Origin of the sequence: uncultured Pseudomonas sp. (genome assembly GCF_943846705.1) — a bacterium.
Taxonomy (GTDB): domain Bacteria; phylum Pseudomonadota; class Gammaproteobacteria; order Pseudomonadales; family Pseudomonadaceae; genus Aquipseudomonas.
The window spans coordinates 1,074,679-1,096,023 of record NZ_OX044366.1 but is presented as its reverse complement, the minus strand read 5'-3'; the positions used below and the strand labels follow the sequence as shown (position 1 = coordinate 1,096,023).

General features: G+C 61.8%; 12 protein-coding genes. 11 read left to right on the top strand and 1 reads right to left on the bottom strand.

Annotation, left to right across the window (positions count from 1 at the left end):
* Window positions 1-97 precede the first annotated feature (97 nt).
* The 8 genes from Q0V31_RS05300 (at window position 98) to Q0V31_RS05265 (ending at window position 10,447) form a co-directional block, all read left to right on the top strand.
* A complete protein-coding gene (locus tag Q0V31_RS05300; RefSeq protein WP_298185274.1) occupies window positions 98-1,069 on the top strand; it encodes a TAXI family TRAP transporter solute-binding subunit in 972 nt (323 codons plus the stop codon).
* 164 nt (window positions 1,070-1,233) lie between these two features.
* Window positions 1,234-3,789, top strand: coding sequence for a TRAP transporter permease (locus Q0V31_RS05295; RefSeq protein ID WP_298185271.1), 2,556 nt, complete (start codon window positions 1,234-1,236; stop codon window positions 3,787-3,789).
* Between the two features lie 293 nt (window positions 3,790-4,082).
* Window positions 4,083-4,601, top strand: coding sequence for an Hcp family type VI secretion system effector (locus Q0V31_RS05290; protein WP_090241257.1), 519 nt, complete (start codon window positions 4,083-4,085; stop codon window positions 4,599-4,601).
* 189 nt (window positions 4,602-4,790) lie between these two features.
* Entirely contained in the window at window positions 4,791-6,854 is a 2,064-nt protein-coding gene (gene tssI, locus Q0V31_RS05285; RefSeq protein ID WP_298185268.1) for a type VI secretion system tip protein TssI/VgrG, read from the top strand.
* Window positions 6,851-7,699 (top strand): DUF4123 domain-containing protein, encoded by an 849-nt coding sequence (locus Q0V31_RS05280; protein WP_298185266.1) that lies wholly within the window; start codon window positions 6,851-6,853, stop codon window positions 7,697-7,699. The genes tssI and Q0V31_RS05280 overlap by 4 nt, the downstream gene beginning before the upstream one ends.
* On the top strand, window positions 7,696-8,157 hold the full coding sequence (locus Q0V31_RS05275; protein ID WP_298185264.1) for a DUF3304 domain-containing protein: 462 nt from the start codon (window positions 7,696-7,698) through the stop codon (window positions 8,155-8,157). Before Q0V31_RS05280 ends, Q0V31_RS05275 begins: the two co-directional genes overlap by 4 nt.
* Complete coding sequence (locus tag Q0V31_RS05270) at window positions 8,154-8,645, top strand: DUF3304 domain-containing protein (protein WP_298185261.1); 492 nt, start codon at window positions 8,154-8,156, stop codon at window positions 8,643-8,645. The genes Q0V31_RS05275 and Q0V31_RS05270 overlap by 4 nt, the downstream gene beginning before the upstream one ends.
* On the top strand, window positions 8,642-10,447 hold the full coding sequence (locus Q0V31_RS05265; RefSeq protein WP_298185259.1) for a DUF2235 domain-containing protein: 1,806 nt from the start codon (window positions 8,642-8,644) through the stop codon (window positions 10,445-10,447). The genes Q0V31_RS05270 and Q0V31_RS05265 overlap by 4 nt, the downstream gene beginning before the upstream one ends.
* A gap of 297 nt (window positions 10,448-10,744) precedes the next feature.
* Here the strand turns inward: Q0V31_RS05265 and Q0V31_RS05260 are convergent, their stop codons facing one another.
* Window positions 10,745-12,391: a Na/Pi cotransporter family protein gene (locus Q0V31_RS05260; RefSeq protein WP_298185256.1), complete on the bottom strand. Its 1,647-nt coding sequence runs from the start codon at window positions 12,389-12,391 to the stop codon at window positions 10,745-10,747.
* Between the two features lie 202 nt (window positions 12,392-12,593).
* On the opposite strand from Q0V31_RS05260, the gene recC reads away from it, so the two are divergent.
* The 3 genes from recC (at window position 12,594) to recD (ending at window position 21,329) form a co-directional block, all read left to right on the top strand.
* Entirely contained in the window at window positions 12,594-15,848 is a 3,255-nt protein-coding gene (recC, locus tag Q0V31_RS05255) for an exodeoxyribonuclease V subunit gamma (RefSeq protein ID WP_298185254.1), read from the top strand.
* Window positions 15,845-19,390 (top strand): exodeoxyribonuclease V subunit beta, encoded by a 3,546-nt coding sequence (gene recB, locus Q0V31_RS05250; protein WP_298185252.1) that lies wholly within the window; start codon window positions 15,845-15,847, stop codon window positions 19,388-19,390. Before recC ends, recB begins: the two co-directional genes overlap by 4 nt.
* Before the next feature lie 109 nt (window positions 19,391-19,499).
* Window positions 19,500-21,329: an exodeoxyribonuclease V subunit alpha gene (gene recD, locus Q0V31_RS05245; protein ID WP_298185250.1), complete on the top strand. Its 1,830-nt coding sequence runs from the start codon at window positions 19,500-19,502 to the stop codon at window positions 21,327-21,329.
* Window positions 21,330-21,345: the final 16 nt, after the last annotated feature.

Below are 21,345 nucleotides of genomic sequence, written 5' to 3'. Positions count from 1 at the left end.
CCGTCGTGCAACCTGGGCCTTAGCGGTTAGACTCTTGCATCCGGGCGCACTCAAAAGGGGCGTTCGGTTAAACAATAAACAGAAAAGGAGAACTCCCATGAAAGGTAAATCCCTGGCATGGGCCCTGTCCGCTGCACTTGCAGGTATCACCCTGAGCAGCGCCGTACAGGCCGAAGAGCAATTCGTCACCATCGGCACCGGCGGCCAAACCGGCGTTTATTACGTAGCCGGTCAATCGATCTGCCGTTTCCTCAACCGTGGCGCTACTGAGCACGGCATCAAGTGCAACGCACCCGCCAGCGGCGGCGGCGTGGCCAACGTCAACGGTATCCGCAGTGGCGAATTCAACTTCGGCATCATGCAGTCGGACCACCAGTTCAAGGCCATGAAGGGTGTCACGCCGTTCGAGAAAGAAGGCGCGATGGATGACATCCGCGCGGTGTTCTCGCTGCAGAGCGAAGTGTTCACCATCCTTGCGCGTCGCGACGCCAACATCACCAGCTTCGATGAGCTCAAAGGCAAGCGCGTCAACATCGGCAACCCAGGTTCCGGCCAGCGCGATACCCTCGACGAAATCATGCAGGTCAAGGGCTGGGAGCGTTCGGTGTTCTCCCTAGCGGCTGAGTTGAAGCCCGCCGAGCAGGCCTCTGCGCTGGGCGACAACAACATCGATGCGATGACCTACTTCGTCGGCCATCCGAATGGCGCGATCCAGGAAGCCACCACCACCACCGATGCAGTACTGGTGCCGGTGACGGGTGCGGAAATCGACAAGTTGCTGGCTGAGAAGAGCTACTACACCAAGGCCGATATTCCCGGCGGCGTGTACAAGGGCAACGACAAGCCGACGCCATCGATTGGCGGCAAGGCGGTGCTCTCCACCTCGGCCAAGGCCAGCCCGGAAGTGGTCTACCAGCTGGTTAAGTCGGTGTTCGACAACATTGATCGCTTCAAGCGTCTGCACCCTGCATTTGCCGACCTGAAGGAAGAAGACATGATCAAGGTTGGTCTGAGTGCACCGCTGCACGAAGGCGCTGTGCGTTATTACAAAGAGCGCGGCTGGCTGTAAAAATCTGATTACGATCTACTGCGTGCCGGCCTTCTAGGTTGGTGCGCGAGGTCGTAAACAGGTTTAAGCCGGCTCAGTTGAGCTAGCCTCTTTAGATCAGCAAACCCGCAGTCGTGAGGCTGCGGGTTTTGCCGTTTCCGTACCCTCGAATGCAGGTTCGACCCATGCATGACAAGCAACTGTCCACTGAAGAACTGATCGCCCAGGATGTCGGTGCACGCACCCCGCTGGGGGCAATGGCCCAGGTGATCACCGGCCTGGCCCTGCTCTGGTCGCTGTTTCAACTGTGGATCGCCTCGCCGCTGCCGTTCGTCTTCGGCATTGGCGTGTTCAACGACACCGAAACCCGCTCTATCCACCTGGCGTTTGCCCTGCTGCTGGCGTTTCTCGCCTACCCGGCGTTTAACAAGTCGCCGCGCGATCGTGTACCGCTGTTGGATATCGCCCTGGGCTTGGTCGCTGCCGCCAGCGCCGCCTACCTGTTTATTTTCTACCAGCAGCTGGCCTTGCGCCCCGGTAGCCTGACTACGGCGGACATGCTCACCGCCTGTATTGGCATACCGCTGCTGTTGGAGGCCACGCGTCGGGTGCTCGGCCCACCGTTGGCGATCATTGCCGTGCTGTTCCTGATCTACAGCCTGGCCGGGCCCTATATGCCGGGGCTCTTGGCGCACCGTGGGGTTAGCCTCAATGCGCTGGCCAACCATCAGTGGATCACCACCGAAGGGGTGTTCGGCATTGCCCTTGGGGTGTCCACCAGCTTCGTCTTCCTGTTTGTCCTGTTTGGCGCACTGCTGGATCGCGCCGGCGCCGGGCATTACTTTATTCAGCTGGCCTTCAGCATGCTCGGGCATTTCCGTGGCGGCCCGGCCAAGGCCGCTGTGGTGGCATCCGGCTTGACCGGGCTGATCTCCGGCTCGTCGATTGCCAACGTGGTCACCACCGGTACCTTCACCATCCCGATGATGAAGCGCACCGGCTTCTCGGCGGAAAAGGCCGGGGCCGTGGAAGTGGCCTCGTCAGTGAATGGCCAGATCATGCCGCCGGTGATGGGCGCGGCGGCCTTTCTGATGGTCGAGTACATCGGCATGCCCTATGTTGACATCATCAAGCACGCGTTCCTGCCTGCGGCGATCTCCTACATCGCCCTGCTGTATATCGTTCATCTGGAGTCGCTCAAGCTTGGCCTGCAGCCGATTGGCGGCCATCAGCCCAAACCGTGGTTGCGCCGCCTGACCGGCTTTGCCTTCGGTGCTGCGCTGATCAGCGGCCTGTCGCTGGCGGTGTACTACGGCCTCGGCTGGCTCAAGCCGGCATTGGGCGATTTCGCCTTGCCGGGTATCGGCGCACTGCTGGCACTGGTTTACCTCGGCTTGCTGAAAATTGCCGCCAGCGTGCCGGTGTTGCCCGCCGAAGACCCCGACGCGCCGCTCGACAAGTTGCCGCAAACCCGCGCTGTATTACTCTCCGGCCTGCACTTTCTGTTGCCGGTGGTGGTGCTGGTCTGGTGCCTGATGATCGAGCGCCTGTCCCCAGGCTTGTCGGCCTTCTGGGGCAGCGTGATGCTGGTGATCATCCTGCTCACCCAGCGCCCGTTGCTGACCTGGCTGCGCACCGATGGCACGCATGCTCACGGCTCGTTTATGGATGGCGTGATCGACTTGCGTGAAGGCCTGATTGCCGGTGCGCGTAACATGATCGGCATCGGTATTGCCACGGCTGCCGCCGGCATGATCGTCGGCGCGGTGTCGCAAACCGGGGTTGGCCTAGTTTTGGCCGATCTGGTTGAGCTGCTGTCGATGGGCAACCTGCTGCTGATGCTGGTGCTCACCGCGATTTTCAGCCTGGTGCTGGGCATGGGCTTGCCGACCACCGCCAACTACATCGTGGTGTCCAGCCTGTTGGTGCCGGTGATCGTCACCCTCGGTCAGCAGAACGGCCTGATCGTGCCGCTGATTGCCGTGCATCTGTTCGTCTTCTACTTCGGCATCATGGCCGACGTGACGCCGCCGGTGGGGTTGGCCTCGTTCGCCGCGGCGGCGGTGTCCAAGGGCGATCCGATCAAGACCGGCATCGCGGCGTTCTACTACAGCCTGCGTACGGCGATCCTGCCGTTCCTGTTTATCTTCAACACCGACCTGTTGTTGATCGACGTGGACTTCTGGCATGGCGTGCTGATCTTCATCATCGCCACGACGGCCATGCTGATCTTCGCCGCTGGCAGTCAGGGCTTCTTCCTGGTACGCAGCCGCTGGTACGAGAACGTCATGCTGCTGCTGGTGGCCTTCACCCTGTTCCGCCCGGGCTTCTGGATGGACATGGCACACGACCCTTACCGTGACATCCCGCCGGCACAACTGGCGCAAGCCTTGGGTGACGTTGAGGCGGGCAGTCAGCTGCGCTTGCGCATCAAAGGTGAAGACGCAGTAGGCGAGGCGCGTGAATTCAGCCTGCTGTTACCTGTGCCTGAGGGCGATAGCGGCGAGGAGCGCCTGCAGAAGCTGGGCCTGCTGACCTATGAAGAGGGAGACAAGGTGCTGGTCGACAGCGTGACCTTCGCCAGCCCAGCCGCCGAAGCGGGGCTGGAGTTCGATCAGCAAATTCTTAAAGTTCGCGCGCCTACCCAGCGTATGACCAAAGAGCTGATGTGGATTCCCGGCTTCCTGCTATTTGGTCTGGTGGTCTGGTTGCAGCGCCGCCGTCGCGCCCGCGAGGCTTGAACCAACACAGAGCGCTGCGCAGTATATTGCGCAGCGCTCTGTGGGTAAGTGTGTGGGTAAGCTGTTAATCACCTTTGTCTGCGGGCTTGTAAGCGCTCAGGCAACTTATTGCGCAAGGTTGCGCAATAAGTTGCGCAGATTTAAGTGATCTGCCGCACAGTCGCTTTCTAGCCTGATAGTAAACCATTATAAGTCGTTGTTTTATAAGGGTTTTATTTTAATGGCACGCTTATCGCTTTAGGGAGGGTTCCCGGATCACTGCAGATCCATGACCCAAGGCAAGGAAAGCACTCATGCCAACTCCCGCGTATCTGTCCCTCGAAGGCACCAAGCAAGGCCTGATCACCGCCGGCACCTTCACCGAAGATTCCGTCGGTAACATCTTCCAGGAAGGTCATGAAGACCAGATTCTGGTTCAAGCCTTCAACCACCAGGTCATCATCCCGCGTGACCCACAGTCCGGCCAGCCGACTGGCCAGCGTGTGCACAAGCCGCTGATGATCACCAAAGTCTTCGACAAATCCTCGCCGCTGATCTTCAACTCCCTGACCTCTGGCGAGCGTTTGAACAAGTGCCGTCTGGAGTGGTACCGCACTTCCTCCACTGGTACTCAAGAGCACTACTTCACCATCGAGCTGGAAGATGCCGTGATCGTTGACGTGCAGTCGCGTATGCCGAACTGCCAGGATCCGAACATGTCTCACTTCACTCACCTGGAAGACGTGTACTTCACCTACCGCAAAATCGTCTGGACTCACGAAGTCTCCGGCACTTCCGGTTCTGACGACTGGCGTACCCCGATCTCCGCCTAAATACAGGCTGAGTTCGTACGCTCCGCACCGGCCAGGCATCGTCCTGGCCGCTGCGTTTTTAGTGAGACCTGTTTCGCCAAACGCTGACAGGCATCGCGAAAAAGCACGAGTACGCACGGCTACCTAGGCCAGGCCTGGGTTAAAACTGCGCAGTGGTTTGATTCATGGACGAAACAAGAGGAACAACGAATGTTCGCCGCCGCCAACCAGACTCATTTCAGCCTGAGCATCGAAGGCGTTAGCCACGATCTGCAGGTGCTCGAATTCAGCGGCCGTGAGGCGATCAGCCAGCCCTTCGAGTTTGAACTGGAGTTGGTCAGCGAACGCCCTGATCTCGACCTGGAAAGCCTGCTGCACCAAGCCGCTTTTCTGGCGTTCAACCAAGCCGGCAACGGTATTCATGGGCAGATCTGCCGCGTTGCCCAAGGCGAGTCCGGCAAACGCCTGATCCGCTACCATGTGACCTTGCGCCCGCAACTGGCCTATCTGGCGCACCGCACCAACCAACGCATCTTCCAACACCTGACGGTGGAAAAGATCATCAGCCAAGTGCTCGAAGAGCATGGCATCCAGGCCAACGCCTACCAATTCCAACTCGGCTCGATCTACCCCGAGCGCGAGTACTGCGTGCAGTACGACGAGACCGACCTGCACTTTGTGCAGCGTCTGTGCGAGGAAGAAGGTATCCACTACCACTTCCAGCACAGTGAGCAAGGCCATGTATTGACGTTCGGCGACGATCAAACGCCGTTCCCCAAGCTGGCGCCAACCGCCTACCAGCAGGACAGCGGCCTGGTCGCCGATGACCCGGTGATCAAACGTTTTGGCGTGCGCGTGGAAACCCGTACCAGCCGGGTGACCCGCCGCGACTACGACTTTGAAAAACCCAAACTGCTGATGGAAGCGGACGCCAAGAGCGAATTCAAACCCGACCTAGAGGATTACGATTACCCCGGCCGCTTTGTCGACCGTGAGCGTGGCAAGCACCTCAGCCAGCGCGCGCTGGAACGCCATCGCCACGACTTCGAGCAGGCCCAGGGGGACAGCGACCAACCGCTGCTGGTCAGTGGCCACTTCCTCGCCCTAACCGAGCACCCACGCACCAGCTGGAACGACCTGTGGTTGCTCACTGAAATCAGCCATGAAGGCAAGCAGCCGCAAGTGCTGGAAGAGTCAGTCACCAGCCATACCGAGGTCAGTGACGGCTTCCAGCAGGGCTACCGCAACTACTTCCGCGCCACCCCCTGGACGGTGCTCTACCGCCCAGCGCTCAACCACCCGAAACCGCGCATCCTCGGCAGCCAAAGCGCCGTGGTCACCGGCCCGCCCGGTGAGGAAATCCACTGCGACGAATACGGCCGGATCAAGGTGCAATTCTTCTGGGACCGCGAAGGCCAAGCCGACGATAAAACCAGCTGCTGGCTGCGCGTGAGTTCAAGCTGGGCCGGCGACCGCTACGGCGGCATCGCCATTCCACGGGTCGGCATGGAAGTCGTGATCACCTTCCTCGAAGGCGATCCCGACCAACCGCTGGTCACCGGCTGCCTGTACCACGCCGAACACGTGGTGCCCTACGACCTGCCGGCGAACAAAACCCGCAGCCTGTTCAAAACCCTCAGCAGCCCCGGCGGCGACGGCTATAACGAGCTGCGTATCGAAGACAAAAAGGGCGCCGAGCAGATCTACCTGCACGCCGAGCGTGACTGGGACGAGAACATCGAGCACGACCAGAAAATCCGCATCGGCAACGAACGCCACGACACCGTCGAAGCCAATAGTTACAGCGAATTCAAAGCCGAAGAACACCGCACCACCCACGCCGACCGCAAAAGCGAAGTCAAAGCCAACGACCACCTTACCGTCGGCAACAACCAACACATCAAAATCGGCACCGGCCAATTCATCAACGCCGGCCAAGAGATCCATCTCTCCAGCGGCCAGAAAGTCGTACTCGAAGCCGGCAGCGAACTCACCCTCAAAGCCGCCGGCAGCTTTATCAAGCTGGATGCCAGCGGCATCACAATGGTCGGCCCAATTATCAAGATCAACTCCGGCGGTGCGCCGGGAAGTGGCTCGGGGGCTGCGCCGATTCGGCCGGGTAAGGTTAAGGAGGCGGATAGCGATCAAGCAGGTAATTTACTGGAAAGAACCGAAGCCGGGCTGAGGCTGGCACCGCCCCAAGGGATATGTCTCGAGTGCTTGCGCAAGGCCATGCGTGAAGGTAGCGCGACCCTTGCAGGAGCGTCTGTATGACTGAGCAAACCGCAGCACGCACTGATTGGGACGCCGCGCTGGAGGCCGACCAGACCCTGGTAATGGTGGTAGAGCTTGGGCTACTTTCTGATGAATGCCGCCTTAGCCTTTTCACCGAGCATGCAGTCTGGCCGCTGCTGCTCCAACCGGGCGTAACGCATTTAAGCAATGACGGCCCTGCCCTAATTGAGCTGAGTGGCCAGCCGTATGCCAACTTAATACAGCTTCATGAACAGCTCACTCGGAGCGCGCAACATGGTTGGTTGATCAGCCGGCTGGACATAATCGAACTGCAGAAACACCTGGGTGATGCCCTTGTCTGCCGCAACATTGACGGCGACACACTGTTGATCCGCAGTTATGCCCACAACGTATTGCCCGTCCTGCATACACGGCAGGAACAACCCTGGCACACCTGGTTGTTCGGCCCCATTGTCCAGTGGTGGTTGCCGACGTCACAGGGCTGGCAGCCTTTGCAAGGCTTGGCGCAAAACAAGGTGCCGCCCTATCACCCCATTGAGCTCGACCAACCGCTTGTGGATGCGCTGGGCATTGACCCTCACGCCCAGGCATTGGTCGCTGAGCTGCAGGCCAACGTCCCCGAGGTTTTCGTCAGCAAATGCCACGGTGAGCGGCTGAACCAGGCTGGGCAAGCATTGTCACAGGCGCGGGAGGCCGGCCTGACGCGCGAGCCTGATCAATATTTTTATGCGCTCTATAGCCTGCTGGGCGGCAAAACCATCAGCCAGAGCCCGAACTGGCCCGTCATACTGCAGTGCGTAGAACAGGACGGCCAGGCACTGGCTCAGGTCCAAGCGGAACTGGACGAGGACAGCCAAGGGTGAATTGGCAAAAAATCATGCAGCGCAAGGGCATGCTAAGCACAGCATCCGTGGCCCTGCTGGCGCTCGCTTATATGGCCTGGGCTTACACCCAAATGCCAGGGGCCATGCTCTATGTGCATAACCATACGGACCGGCCCATATCCGGGTATTCCGTAAATGAAGCTTGGGGTGGAAATGCCTTCGCTTATGGCGGTGGGAAGGTTACTTGCTGCTCGCGCATTGAGGGCGATGTGCTGACGGTGGAATGGATAAAGGGACGTACCGGAGAACAAGTCCGCCAAGGCGTGCAGAAAGAGACCGTGACGCTGGAAATGCCCAATCCACCGCGTACCCGGCAAGACAAATACCTGCACGTGCACTTCTTCCCCGGCGACCAGGTTCGCCTGTTTTGGAGCCCCAATTTGGATAGTCCCTTTGAAGATCTCAAGGAAGCACCGTATCAAGAGGTTCAGCAGTGAAGCATGTAAACGTATTACTTAAACGCTGGAAATCGCTACCCACACTCGCTAAATCCCTGTTTAGCCTGGCGCTTTTTGGGCTATTGGTATTTGGCTACGTGGCTTGGGCCTACACCCAAATGCCCGGTGCCATTCTCTATGTGCATAACCATACGGATCGGCCCATCTTCAGCTACGCCGTCAACGAAGCCTGGGGCGGTAATGCATCCGCCTATGGCGGGGGCGGCGCTAGTTGCTGCTCGCGCATTGAGGGCGATGTGCTGACCGTTGAGTGGATTAAAGGTCGTACCGGAGAACAAGTCCGCCAAGGCGTGCAGAAAGAGACCGTGACGTTGGAGGTACCCAATCCGCCCCGCACTCGTCAAGACAAGTACCTGCATGTGCACTTCTTCCCAGGCGATCAAGTGCGTTTGTTTTGGAGCCCTACCCCAGGCAGCCCCTATAAGGGGCTCAAGGAAGCGCCTGATAGCAAGGAGCAAACACCATGAGCAATCGCATCACCGAACAGGCGGCAGCCATGGCCGCTCGCTGTCGTCCCTCGCCAGCCACCCCGCATATCACGACCTGCGAACATATCCTGCGTATCGGTTTTTTCTTCGACGGCTTTGGTCGTCATCGTATTCAGGACATGCAATCAGGTCGCATCAGCAATATCGGCAAGCTCTATATGGCTCACTCCGACTATGGTGAAGATGATGCATCTTTTAGCTACCGCAAATTTTATGCATCTGGCCTGGGCGAAGACTTTTCTGCCGATCTGAATGTTACCGCCAACAGTGCTGTGACCAGTTTTGGCGATACGGCCAGCGAGGTACCTGCCGATGTGGCCAAGGAGCAAGCCATAGAATCGGCCAAGGATGTGCTCGACCCTAGGCGTAATTGGTGGGAGCGCATCGGTCGCAACCTTAAGGAGCTGTTGCACAAGCCGCTCAAACTAATGGGCCTGCTCAAAGGTGCCGTTATCGACGCCACCCTCGAAGTCTTGGCCCCGGTGCGCGATAACCGCTTTGTTGCCGAGCTGCTAAAAACCGGCGGTGATACCCGGATTCAAGGCGCAATCGATTTCCTCAGCGGGGAAATTCGAGAAATCGAGTCGCTCCGCGATCGCCCTCCGCTCAAACATATCGAGTTGACCGTATACGGCTATGACTACGGGGCTACCCTGGCCCGTGCCTTTCTCCACGAATTACTCAGCCGCGAACCACAGCCTGCTGGTGACGCCTATCGCTATCAGGGCATAAAACTGACCATTCTGTTTGCCGGCCTGTTCGATGGCGTTGACCGTAGCCATGTCGACTTCCCTTATTTGCCCTTGCCACTCAGAACAGTACTTGATGACGGTGGCCCACTACCCGACCGAGTCAAGCAGGCGCTGCATCTGGTGGCCGCTCATGAGCGGCGCTTTTACCGGCGCGCGCGCTTGCTTGGCAGTGGTAAGGCAAATTGGCGAGAAAAATGGGTGCCTGGTGTGAGTGAGGATGTCGGCGGTAGTCTGCTGCCAGGCGAGCAGAAGCCCAGCGCCGAGCTGGCATTGGTTAGCCTGCACACAATGTACAGTGCCGCCCGCCACGCCGGAGCGCCATTTCCGGAACTGGATCAGTTGTACGAGAAAGATGCAGACACTGCCGAACTCTTCGTTTTCAACGACCACATCGATCAAGTCAGCGCCAAAGGACTAAGCCGGCATTATGAGCGCGAAGCGCAGTTCAGCCTCGCAGAGATCAAAGCGTTTAAACCCCGTTTCTCTGGAGCACCTTTGCGCCGCGAACAGCAGCTGTTTGCTGCTCACATGCGTGTGTACATCCGCTGGCTGGCCGCGATCTGGAAGCCCTACCAGGCGCGCTTGCAGCAGCTCAACGAAGAGGAAGACCAATTGCGCGCCGGCGCACTGGGCAGCATGACTGGCATGCTGGGTATCTCGCGAGAAAGTGCCGCGCAACGCCAGGCGCGCGAACAACGCCTGCAGGCCATCAGCCAGGAAAGAGCGCAACTGCGCGCCGAGCTGGGCTGGCTGGAGGAGGTCAACGAAGAGGCCAACGATATGTACTCTGCGCTGAAAAACCCTGCGCGTGGCTGGCGCGTCGCAGGTACAAGAGAGCAGGCAGATTTATGGGTAGTATTACTCTCGGCATGGTTTGACCAACCATCGAGAGCATTCAGTGAGCCCATACACCGGCTATTTGGTCACTTCGTCCACGACCGTCTTGCAGTGAGTGCGGCACAGCGTTCAGTAACTCAGTTGGCCGGGCAAAACTTCTTTGATATTCGTGGGTTTGATCTACCCAGTTAGCCATGGAACTAAACGGCCATATACTCCTGGAAGGCCTTACTCTACGCGTTATTGAATCGCAACGGGTTTCGTGGAGCCCTCAATTCTTCAGAAGATGAGGTTATGAAAAGCCTGATCCAGCAAGTGCGGGAAAAGTACGGGCAAGCCCCTAGCGTTCTCTTGGTCGCCGTGTTTGTTGTGGCTCAATGATTCTGGACACCCCGATAGGGCGTTAAGCTTCGCCCTGCAATTAGATGGCCTTGGAGCGCATCAATCCAACTCAGCGTGGTTCGCGCAGTTTAATTCAATCGATCGGTCTTACTCAGTGCCGCTGTCTTCGTGGGGGAGCGCACCTGTTTCGCCGCTCTCCAATACCGCATAAGCACTGCTGCAAAACAGCGAGTTGAGGCGTTTCATGTCGGCGATTAGCTCCATGTGCAGGCCGCTGGTTTCGATGCTTTGCACCACTTGATGGTGCAAGCGGCCGACGTGTGAGTGGGCCAGGCGGCGCTCTTGGGCGCGGAAGCGGCGTTTCTCGCGCAGCAGCTGGCGGGCGCTTTCCTTGTCGCCCGAAAGAAACACCGAGAGCCCCAGGCGCAGGTTGGCTGTCAGCTGCTGATGCAGGCTGGCCAGTTCCTCCAAACCGCTGTCGGAGAACGAGTGGCGCTGGGCGGTTTTCTGATCCTGCACTTTCCCGAGCATGCGTTCGATGATGTCGCCGGCCTGTTCCAGGTTCACCGCCAGCTCGATGATCTCTGCCCAGCGCCGGTTGTCGTGATCGCTCAAGGCTTCACGCTGCACTTGGGCAAGGTAGAGTTTCACCGCGCTGTAGAGGGCGTCGACGTCATCATCGAGGCGGCGCAGTTCCTTGCTTAAGGTTGTTTGTCCGCCTTGCAGCACTTCCAGCAGGTGGCTGAGCATGGTCTCGATCAGGTCGCCGATGCGCAGGGTTTCGCGCACCGCATTGGCCAGCGCCAGGCTCGGGGTAGAAAGCGCGGTGGGGTCGAGGTGGCGTGGGCGGGCTACGCCGTTTTCCTCGGCGCGATCCGGCAGCAGCCAGTTGCAGAAGCGCGCCATCAGCCCCACGGTGGGCAGCATCAGCACGCAGCGCAGACTGTTGTAAAGGACATGAAAACCGATCACCAGCTCTTCAGGCCGCCAGTTCAGGCTGTCCAGCCAGTTCGCCAGTGGGTCGAGGAAGGGCATCACCAGCAGCAGACCGATCAGCTTGTACAGCAGGCTGCCCAGCGCCACACGCCGCCCGGCTGGGCTTTGCAGGCTGCTGGTAAGAAACGCCAGCACGCCGCTGCCGATATTCGCGCCGATCACCAGGCCGATGGCCACGGGCAGGCTGATCAGCCCGGCACCGGTGAGCATGGCGGTGAGCAACACGGCGGCCAGGCTGGAGTAGGAAATCAGCGCAAACAGCGCACCGACCAGGGCATCCAGCAGCAGGTCACCGGTCAGTGAGGCGAACAGCACGCGGATGCCTTGCTCCTCGGTGATCGGCGTGGCCGCGGTGACGATCAGCTGCAGCGCCAGCAGCATCAAGCCCAGGCCGATAGCGACGCGGCCGAGTTGGCCGGCGCGGGTTTGTTTGCGCGAGAGAAAGAAGATCACCCCGAGAAAGATCAGCAGCGGGCTCAGCCAGCTCAGGTCGAAGGTCAATACGCGGGCCATCAACGCGGTGCCGACATCCGCGCCGAGCATGATCGCCAGGGCTGGCGTCAGGGTCATCAAGCCCTGGGCGACAAAGGAGGTCACCAGTAGCGCGGTGGCGTTGCTGCTCTGCACCAGCGCGGTCACGCCAATGCCGGCGGCAAAGGCCATGGGGCGTTTGCTGACGTTATGGCTGAGCACCTTGCGCAGGTGCGAGCCGTACACCCGCAGGATGCCGGTGCGGACGATGTGCGTGCCCCAGATCAGCAGGGCAATTGCGGATAGAAGATTGAGCAGGGTAAGCATGGTGCGACTACCTAGCCGGCCGCGCTGTTACAGCGGGGTGCGTGGCTTTAATGGTTATAAAGGGACGAGCATCGACCCTACCATTAAGCTTTAGCTGGGGTCGACGCTATGCGCTAGCGCAAGGTACAGACTGGCGCGCAATCCCGTCTGGGTGATTGACCTGATAACCTTAGCCGTTACTGAACGGATGCGGTCCCTGCCCATGCTCACGCTTTATCACGCCCCAGACCTAGAAACCCTTGGCGAGCTGGCCACCACCTTGTTGGCCACGCCGATGCGTGAGCCTTTTGCCCCGGCCTTGGTGGTGGTGCCGAGCCAGGGCATGGGCCGCTGGCTGACCTTGGAGTTGGCGCGCAAGCAGGGCATTGCCATGCAACTGGAGGTGCAGCTGCCGGCCAAGTTTGTCTGGGATGTATCACGGTTGGCGCTGGGCCAGCTGCCGGAGCAGTCGGCCTTCAGCCCGAGCAGCCTGAGCTGGCGACTGTACGATTGGCTGTGTGAACCCGAGCAGCTGGCGCAGGCACCACGTCTGGCGCATTACCTGGACGGTGGCGATGAGCGCCGAAGGCTATCGCTGGCGGTGAAAATCGCCGACGTTTTCGACCAATATCTGCTGTATCGCGACGACTGGCTGGCGGCCTGGGAGCGCAACGAGTTGCTCGATCTCGGTCCGGATGAAGCCTGGCAGGCGTTGCTGTGGCGCGAGCTGACCAAAGACGGCCACCCGCACCGCGCGCGCCTGCTGGAAGACTTGCTGGCACGGCTGTACGACGCCGCCCCCATCACTGGCCTGCCTGAGCGCGTGCTGGTGTTCGGCATCAGCAGCCTGCCGCCACACCATATGCGCGTGCTGGAAGGCCTGGCGCGGCACACCGAGGTGGTGATTTTTGCGCTCAACCCGTGCCGTGAAGCCTGGGGCGAGATTCGCGATATCCGTGAACTGGCGCGTCAGCCTGAGCTGAGTCCTGATGACTGGTACCTGGACGTCGGCCACCCGCTGCTGGCGAGCCTGGGCAAGCAGGGTCGCGATTTCTTCGACAGCCTGTTCAGCCTGGCTTCCAGCGAAGGCAGTCAGGAAATCGGTCTGTATTCCGAGGATGCCGACCTGCACGACGCCAGCCTGCTGCAAGCGCTGCAAAACGACATTTTGCGCCTGCATACCCGCACGGCCGATGAGCGCCTGCAACTGCGTGATGACGACCGCTCGCTGGAGCTGCACATCGCCCACTCGCCGCTGCGCGAAGTGGAAATATTGCATGACCAACTGCTCGCGCGCTTTGCCGTCGAGCCCGAACTGACGCCCGATCAAGTGGTGGTGCTGACCCCGGATATCGAGCGTTATGCGCCCTATATCGAAGCCGTGTTCGCCCCGCGTGAAGGCGTGCCCCGCGTGCCGTTCAGCCTGGCCGACCGCAGCCTGCGTGCGGAAATTCCGCTGATCGAGGCCTTCCTCAGTCTGCTGGCGCTGCCGGACAGCCGCTTCACCGCCGAAGAAGTGCTCGCCCTGCTGGAGCAGCCGGCCGTCGCTCGGCGGGCCGGAATCGAAGCCGAAGACCTGAGCCTGCTCCGCGACTGGTTGCGCGAGGCCGGTATCCGTTGGGGTCGCGATGACGCGCACCGCGAGCAGCTGGGCTTGCCGGCCGATGCCGCGTTCACCTGGCGGCAAGGGTTGGATCGCCTGCTATTGGGCTTTGCCGCGCCGCCGCAGCTGGCCGGGTTGGCGGCACCCTTGCTCGGCAACAACTGGCCGCTGGATGCGCTGGAAGGTGGCCGTGCGCAATTGCTCGGTCGCCTGTCCGGCTTTGTCGAACGCCTAGCCGCGCTGGCGCAGAGCCTGCAACGGCCCCGGCCTTTGGCTGAGTGGGCCGAAGCGCTGCAAGTGCTGATTGATCAGTTGTTTGATGAGCGCGAGGCCGGCGACACCCTGTTGCTGCTGTCCAAGGCTTGCGCCGCCTTGCAGGAGCAGGCCACGGCGTCCGGGGTTGAGCGGCCGATTGAGCTGGCGCTGATCCGTCAGCAACTGACGGCGGCATTGGAGCAGGGCAGTGCGACGTCGGGCTTTCTCACCGGGGCGGTGACCTTCTGCACCATGGTGCCGATGCGCAGCCTGCCGTTTCGTCTGGTTTGCCTGCTCGGCCTGGATGACGGCGCGCTGCCACGGCGTACCCCGGCCGCCGGTTTCGATTTGATCGGGCAAAAACCGCGGCGCGGCGACCGGGCGCGGCGCCTGGATGACCGTTACCTGCTGCTGGAAACCCTGCTCTCGGCCCGTGGCGGCTTGTACCTCAGCTATGTCGGCCGCGACCCGCGCAGCAATGCCGAGCTGCCGCCGTCGGTGCTGGTCAGCGAGCTGCTCGATGTGGTCGATCTTATGGCCGTCGATGCCAATGGCCCGGCCAGTGCGCGCATCAGCCATCAGCACCCGCTGCAGCCTTTCGCCCCCGGCAACTTCGCCGGCGCGCGGCATGCCGGCTTCGCCGCGCCCTGGTTTTATGCGGCGCAGCGCCTGAGTCAGGCCGTGGAGAGCGCGCCGCCGTTTGCCAGCCGGTTGGCGGAACCCGACAAAGACTGGCTGAGCATTGAGCCGAGCCAGTTGCTGCACTGCTTCAAACACCCGGCGCGCTATCTGCTGGAGCAGCGCCTCGGCTTGCGCCTGGCGCAGAGTGAAGAAGCTCTGGCTGGCGATGAGCCATTCAGCGTCGAGTGGACCAGCCAGCATGGCTTGCGTCAGTTGGCCTTGCAGGCGGTCGAGCGCGGCTGGAGTGAACGTGAGGAGCGTGCCGTAGCGGCTGCCTCTGGCTGGCTGCCGGTGGGCGAGTTGGGCCAGGCGCACTGGGGGCAGATTCGCGGGCCGATCCGCGCCTTCGCCCCAACCCTGTTCGATGAGCGCCCGGAGGACACGCCGCAGCCATTATTAGTGGATATCGAATTGGCCGGTGTGCGCATTCACGGCTGGCTGGATGGTGTGACCAGCGAGGGCTTGTTCGACTACCGCCTGCGCGACCTCGGTGCCTGGGAGCTGGCGCCATTCTGGTTGCGCCATCTGCTGCTTAACTGCGCCGCGACGCCGGGCAGCAGCCGTGACAGCCGCTTGCTGTCGCCGAAAAGCGAATGGCGGCTGGGGCCGCTGGCCGATGCTCGTGGGCTGTTGTTGCCGTGGCTGGAGGCCTACAAGAGCGCGCTGTGCGAACCGCTGCCACTGTTCGCCAAATGCAGCCATGGCTTCGCCCGCAAGTGGCGCAATCCCGGCCGCAAGGAGCCGATTGATGCGGCGCGCAGCGAGGCGCGGTTGATGTGGCAGGGTAACGACTACATGACCGGCGAAGGCCAGGACCCCTGGAATGCCCTGGCCTTCCGCGACCGCGAGCCGCTGGATGAACGCTTCGAAGTACTGGCCGAACAGCTCTACAGCCCGGCGCTGGATGCCCTGCACGGCAGTGAAGAGGACGAAGCATGAGCAGCGCAGCGTTAAACCTATTACACGACAGTTTCAGCGGTCGCTCGCTGATCGAGGCCAGCGCCGGCACCGGCAAAACCTGGACCCTGACCGCGCTGTACGCCCGTCTGTTGTTAGAGAAACAGCTCAGCGTCAGCCAGATTCTGGTGGTGACCTTTACCACCGCCGCCACCGCCGAACTGCGCGAGCGCATCCGCAAGCGGCTGGCCGAACTGTTGGCGGTTTATGACAACGGTCTGGGTGACGACACGCTGCTCAACGACCTGCATATGCAGTACCCGGATGCCGCCAGTCATCGACGTTTGCTGCTGGCCGTGCATGGCTTTGACGAGGCGGCGATCTTCACCATTCATGGCTTCTGCCAACGCGCCTTGCAGGACGCCGCGTTCGAGGCCGGTGGCGATTTTGACAACGAATTGACCCACGACGACCGTGAAATTATCGACGCGTTGCTCGCCGACCTCTGGCGACACGAACTGGCGGCGGCCGAGCCGGAGTGGGCGGCGTTTCTGGTGCAGCAGAAGATCACCCCGCAGAGCCTGCGCAAGCGCCTGCGTAATCACCTCGGTAAACCCTATCTGCGCATCGAACCGCAACCGGGTACACACAGCGACATGACCGCATTGCGCGCCGCCTGGCAACAGGCGCAGCGCCTCTGGCAGGGCGAGAGCGCCGGATGGCTGGAGCAGCTCAAGGCCTTCGACGGCTTCAAGAGCAATATGTGCAATGCGGCCAAGCTGGGCGTTTGGCAGGCCGAGCTGGACGGTTATTTCAGCGATGCCGCCGCGCTGTTCAGCAAGACCGAGGCGCACCGCCGTTTGGCTCGCGAGGGGCTGAACAAGGCCAGCAAGAAGGGCTGTGAGGCGCCGGCCAACCCGCTGGCGGCAGCCTTGCAGGAACTCTGCGATGCCCTCGATGCCGCGCAGCCCGAAGCCGAGCAACGCCTGATCGACTTACAAGTACGCCTGATCGCTCAGCTCAACGAGCAGTTGCCGCAACGCAAGGCGGCGCAACGCCTGCTGGCCTTCGATGACCTGCTTAACAAACTGCAGCAGGCGTTGCAGGGCGAGGGCGGCGAACACTTGGCGACCACCCTGCGCAGCCAGTACCCGGTGGCGCTGATCGATGAATTTCAGGACACCGACCCGGTGCAGTACCGGGTGTTTCACCGGATCTACGAAGGTGCTGGGGATTTATGTTTTGTCGGTGATCCTAAACAGGCCATTTACGCTTTCCGTGGCGCCGATCTAGCAACTTACCTGCAAGCCCGCAGCGAAGCCGCGCGGCAGTACAGCCTGACCACCAACCACCGTTCCACGCCTGAGCTGATCGCCGCACTCAATCAGCTGTTCGACCGGCCCATGCCGTTTGCCGAGCCGGGCCTGGCCTATCAGCAGGTCGGTGCCAGCGCCAAGGCGCGCGCGCAGCTGGTGTTGCCGCCGATTGAGAATGAGCAGGACGCGCCGCTGGCGCTGGTTTGGCTGGATGACGACTACCTCGGCAAGGGCGAAGCCGGCGCGCTGGTCGCCCGTGACACGGCGCGGCGCATCGCTGCCGTGCTGGCAGCCAGTAACCGCGGCGAGGCGTACTTTGCCCAAGACAACGCGCGCACGCCGCTCAAGGGTGGCGATATAGCCGTGCTAGTCGCCAGCCACCGTCAGGCTGGCGAGGTGGCGCAAGAACTGGCCGCGCGTGGTGTACCCAGCGTGCGTCGCGGCAAGGAGAACGTCTGGCACAGCGAGGAGGCGGATGAGCTGAGTGCGGTGCTGGCCGCTTATGCCGAGCCGGGCCGTGAAGGGGCGTTGCGTTATGCCCTGGCCAGTCGCCTGCTGGGCCGCAGCGCCGCCGATCTGGCCGCCTGCACCGAGGATGCCCACGCCTGGGACGCCGAGCGCGAAGCGGCCGAGCGTTATCACCAGCTGTGGCAGCAGCAGGGCTTTATGCGCGCCTTCCGCGCCTGGCTGGATGAGCAGAGAGTCGCTCAGCGCCTGCTCGCCTTAGTCGATGGCGAGCGCCGTTTGACCAACCTGTTGCACCTGGCTGAATTGCTGCAAACCGAGAGCCTGCAGCGCCCCGGTTTGGAGCAGCTGCTGAGTTGGTTCAACGCCCAGCGCAGCGCCGAAGCCCACGGCGAAGAAGCCTTGCTGCGCCTAGAGAGCGATGCCGAGCGGGTGCAGATCGTCACCATCCACACGTCCAAGGGGCTGGAGTATCCGTTGGTGTTCTGCCCCTACCTGTGGGACGGCGCGCTGCTCTATCAGCATGAGGACATCAGCTGCCACGCCGACGATGGCACGCCGTTGCTCGACCTCGGCAGCGAGCAGCTCGACGCACACCGTGAACGCGCTCGGCACGAGCGCTTCGCGGAAAAGCTACGGCTGACCTACGTCGCCCTGACCCGCGCCCGTGATCGTCTGTGGCTGCACTGGGGGCCGGTGGACTGCAAGCCGAAGAAGGACGGCACGCTGAGCGAGTCCGGCCTGCACAGCAGCGCCCTGGCCTGGCTGCTGCACGGTCGCGAGTTGCCGGGTGAGGATGCCCTGGCTGAGCTGGCTGTCCATATGCAGAGCCTGAGCCCGCAGGGCGTGCACGCAGAAATCCAACAGTTGGCGGACAGCAGCTCCGGCCAGATGAGCATCCAACCGTTGCGTGACAGCGAAGCCAGCGCCGCCGGCGAACAGCGCGCCCCAGCGCCGCAGCAGTTGGCGCCGCTGCAACGCAGCCTGCACAGCGCCTGGCGCGTCGGCAGTTTCTCCGGCCTGGCCGCCGGCATGCACATGGAAGCGCCGGACCGCGATGGCCTGGTGATCCCCGATGCCAGCGAGCCGGGTATGGGTTTTTTTGCCTTCCCCCGTGGCGCGCGCGCCGGTACCTGCCTGCACGCCATTCTCGAAGACTGGGCGCGCGGTAAGGCGGCGTTGGCAGAGTTGATTGAGCCGGGGCTGAGCGGGCATGGCATCAGCAATGACTGGAACGCCGTAGCGCTGGAGCAACTGCAACAGGTGATCGACTGCGACCTGGACGGCCAGGGCCTGACTCTAAGCGGGTTGAACCCTGCGCGCCGCCTACCTGAGCTGGGCTTTACCTTCCCGGTGGCCGGGCTGGATATGCAGCGCCTGCGGGCGATTCTCAGTGATCCGGCCCACGGCCTGCCAGCGCCGATGCGTGACGCGGCGGCGCGTCTGGAATTCGACAGCCTCAAGGGCTTTCTCAAAGGTTTTATCGACCTGACCTTCGAACACGACGGGCGCTGGTACATCGCCGATTACAAGTCCAACTGGCTCGGCCCCGATGCCAGCTACTACGGCGGTGATCGCCTGCTGCACGCCCTGGCGGCGGAGCATTACTACCTGCAATACCTGATCTACCTGGTGGCGCTGCGGCGTTTCCTGCGTCAGCGTGTGGAAGATTTCCACAATGAGCAGTTGGGCGGTGCCTACTACCTGTTTCTACGCGGCATGCCGAGCGCCGGGGTGTATTTTTCCCGTCCCGCCGATGGCTTGCTGGATGCGCTGGATAACTTGTTTGCGGAGGGCGTGTGATGGCCGATGTGGCCGTTGTAGGATGGGTTGAGCCCGCGATACCCATCAATCGGGATACTGCACTTGTTTTGGGTATCGCTTTGCTCAACCCAACCTACGGGAAGGCAATATGAGCCTCGTTGATCTGCCTCTCGGCCCATTAGAGCGCGCGCTGGTCGACAGCCTGCAGCGCCTCGACCCGAGCGCTACGCCTGTGCTGTTGGCTTCTGCGGCGTTGCTCTGTATGGCGCTGGATAAGGGCGATGTGTGCCTGCCATTGGCGCGTCTGGCCGGGCAGCGTCCGTGGCCAGAGCATGCCTTTAACCTGCCGAAACTGGTGGACTGGCAGGCGCAGCTGGAAGCCTCAGCACTGGTTGGCGCTGATGGCGATTTCACCCCGCTGATTCTCGACCATGGCCGCCTCTACTTGGCGCGCTATCAAGCCTATGAACGGCAGCTGGCGGCGCAGTTGCTCGGTCGCGCGGCAGCGTTGCCCGAGGTCGATGAGGCGCAGCTGAGTGAAAGCCTCAGCCGTCTGTTTGCCTTCAATCAGCAACAACCGGACTGGCAGCGCTTGGCCGCCGCCCAAGCGGTACGGCGCAAACTGGCGGTGATTTCCGGCGGCCCGGGCACCGGTAAAACCACCACCGTGGTGCGCCTGCTGGCTGCGCTGCTCGAACAACCCGGCGGCGACCGCTTGGCGATTGGTCTGGCCGCGCCTACCGGTAAAGCCGCTGCACGCATGGCCGAAGCGATCCGCAATGCCAAGGCCGAATTACCTGTCAGCGAGGCGCTCAAGGCGGCGCTGCCGGATGAGGCGCGCACCTTGCACCGCCTGCTCGGTAGCCGTGGCGACAGCCCGCAGGTACGGCATAACGCGGCTAACCCGCTGGCGCTGGATGTGCTGGTGGTGGACGAAGCCTCGATGGTCGACCTGGCGCTGATGGGCAAACTGCTCGATGCCCTGCCACCGACTGCACGGCTGATTCTGCTCGGTGACAAAGACCAACTGTGCGCCGTGGAAGCCGGTGCGGTATTCGCCGAACTGTGCGAGGGTCGCGGCTTCGACGCTCAGGCTGCCGCCGACTTGCAGCGTATTACCGGCCAGCCGGTTCCGGTGTCTGAGCCTGGCTCGCAGTTGGGCGATGCCGTGGTGTTGCTGACCCATAGCCACCGCTTTGCCGGCGACAGCGGCATCGGTGAACTGGCGCGGCGGATTAATGGCGGCGATGTCAGCGGCACGCTCAATCTGCTCAAGGAGGGTCGCAACGATCTGACCTGGAACGCCGAACCGACAGCCGCTGAACTGCTGGAACGGCTGGATCAGGGCTATGCGCCCTACATGGCCGCCGCCAAAAGTGCGGATGCCGCCGCTGCATTCAGCGCCTTTAATGCCTTTCGTGCGCTCTGCGCCCAGCGCGAAGGCGTCTGGGGCGTGGCGGGGATCAACGAAGCGCTGGAGGCGCGGATCAAGCGCCGCAGTCAGGTGCCGAGCCGCGAGCGGTGGTACGTCGGTCGGCCGGTGATGGTGCGGCAGAACGACTACGCCCTAGGCCTGTTCAATGGTGATATCGGCATTTGCTTGCACACCGAATACGGCCTGCGCGTGTTCTTTGAAGGCGAGGACGGCTTTCGCCCCTTCGCCCCGGCGCGCCTGCCCAGCCACGACAGTGCCTTCGCCATGACGGTGCATAAAAGCCAGGGCTCTGAGTTTGCCGAGGTACTGCTGGTGCTGCCCGAGCAACCCAGCCCGTTGCTCAGTCGCAGCCTGTTCTACACCGGCATCACCCGCGCCAAGCACAAGGTGGAAATCTGGGGCCTGCCGCCGCGCCTGGCTGAGGCGGTGGCAACCCGCGCCGAGCGTGCCGCTGGATTGGCGCAACGGCTGGCGCTGAGTCCGGCACCGGCAGCGCAGCCCGCGCGGCAACAGGCCAGCACCCAGGGTGAGCTGTTTGAATAGGCCACCAGCCCACCTA

Excerpts from the sequence above, each read along its gene's own strand:
- Q0V31_RS05300 (WP_298185274.1), top strand. The coding sequence starts at position 98 with ATGAAAGGTAAATCCCTGGCATGGGCCCTGTCCGCTGCACTTGCAGGT.
- Q0V31_RS05295 (WP_298185271.1), top strand. The coding sequence starts at position 1,234 with ATGCATGACAAGCAACTGTCCACTGAAGAACTGATCGCCCAGGATGTC.
- Q0V31_RS05290 (WP_090241257.1), top strand. The coding sequence starts at position 4,083 with ATGCCAACTCCCGCGTATCTGTCCCTCGAAGGCACCAAGCAAGGCCTG.
- tssI (WP_298185268.1), top strand. The coding sequence starts at position 4,791 with ATGTTCGCCGCCGCCAACCAGACTCATTTCAGCCTGAGCATCGAAGGC.
- Q0V31_RS05280 (WP_298185266.1), top strand. The coding sequence starts at position 6,851 with ATGACTGAGCAAACCGCAGCACGCACTGATTGGGACGCCGCGCTGGAG.
- Q0V31_RS05265 (WP_298185259.1), top strand. The coding sequence starts at position 8,642 with ATGAGCAATCGCATCACCGAACAGGCGGCAGCCATGGCCGCTCGCTGT.
- Q0V31_RS05260 (WP_298185256.1), bottom strand. The coding sequence starts at position 12,391 with ATGCTTACCCTGCTCAATCTTCTATCCGCAATTGCCCTGCTGATCTGG.
- recC (WP_298185254.1), top strand. The coding sequence starts at position 12,594 with ATGCTCACGCTTTATCACGCCCCAGACCTAGAAACCCTTGGCGAGCTG.
- recB (WP_298185252.1), top strand. The coding sequence starts at position 15,845 with ATGAGCAGCGCAGCGTTAAACCTATTACACGACAGTTTCAGCGGTCGC.
- recD (WP_298185250.1), top strand. The coding sequence starts at position 19,500 with ATGAGCCTCGTTGATCTGCCTCTCGGCCCATTAGAGCGCGCGCTGGTC.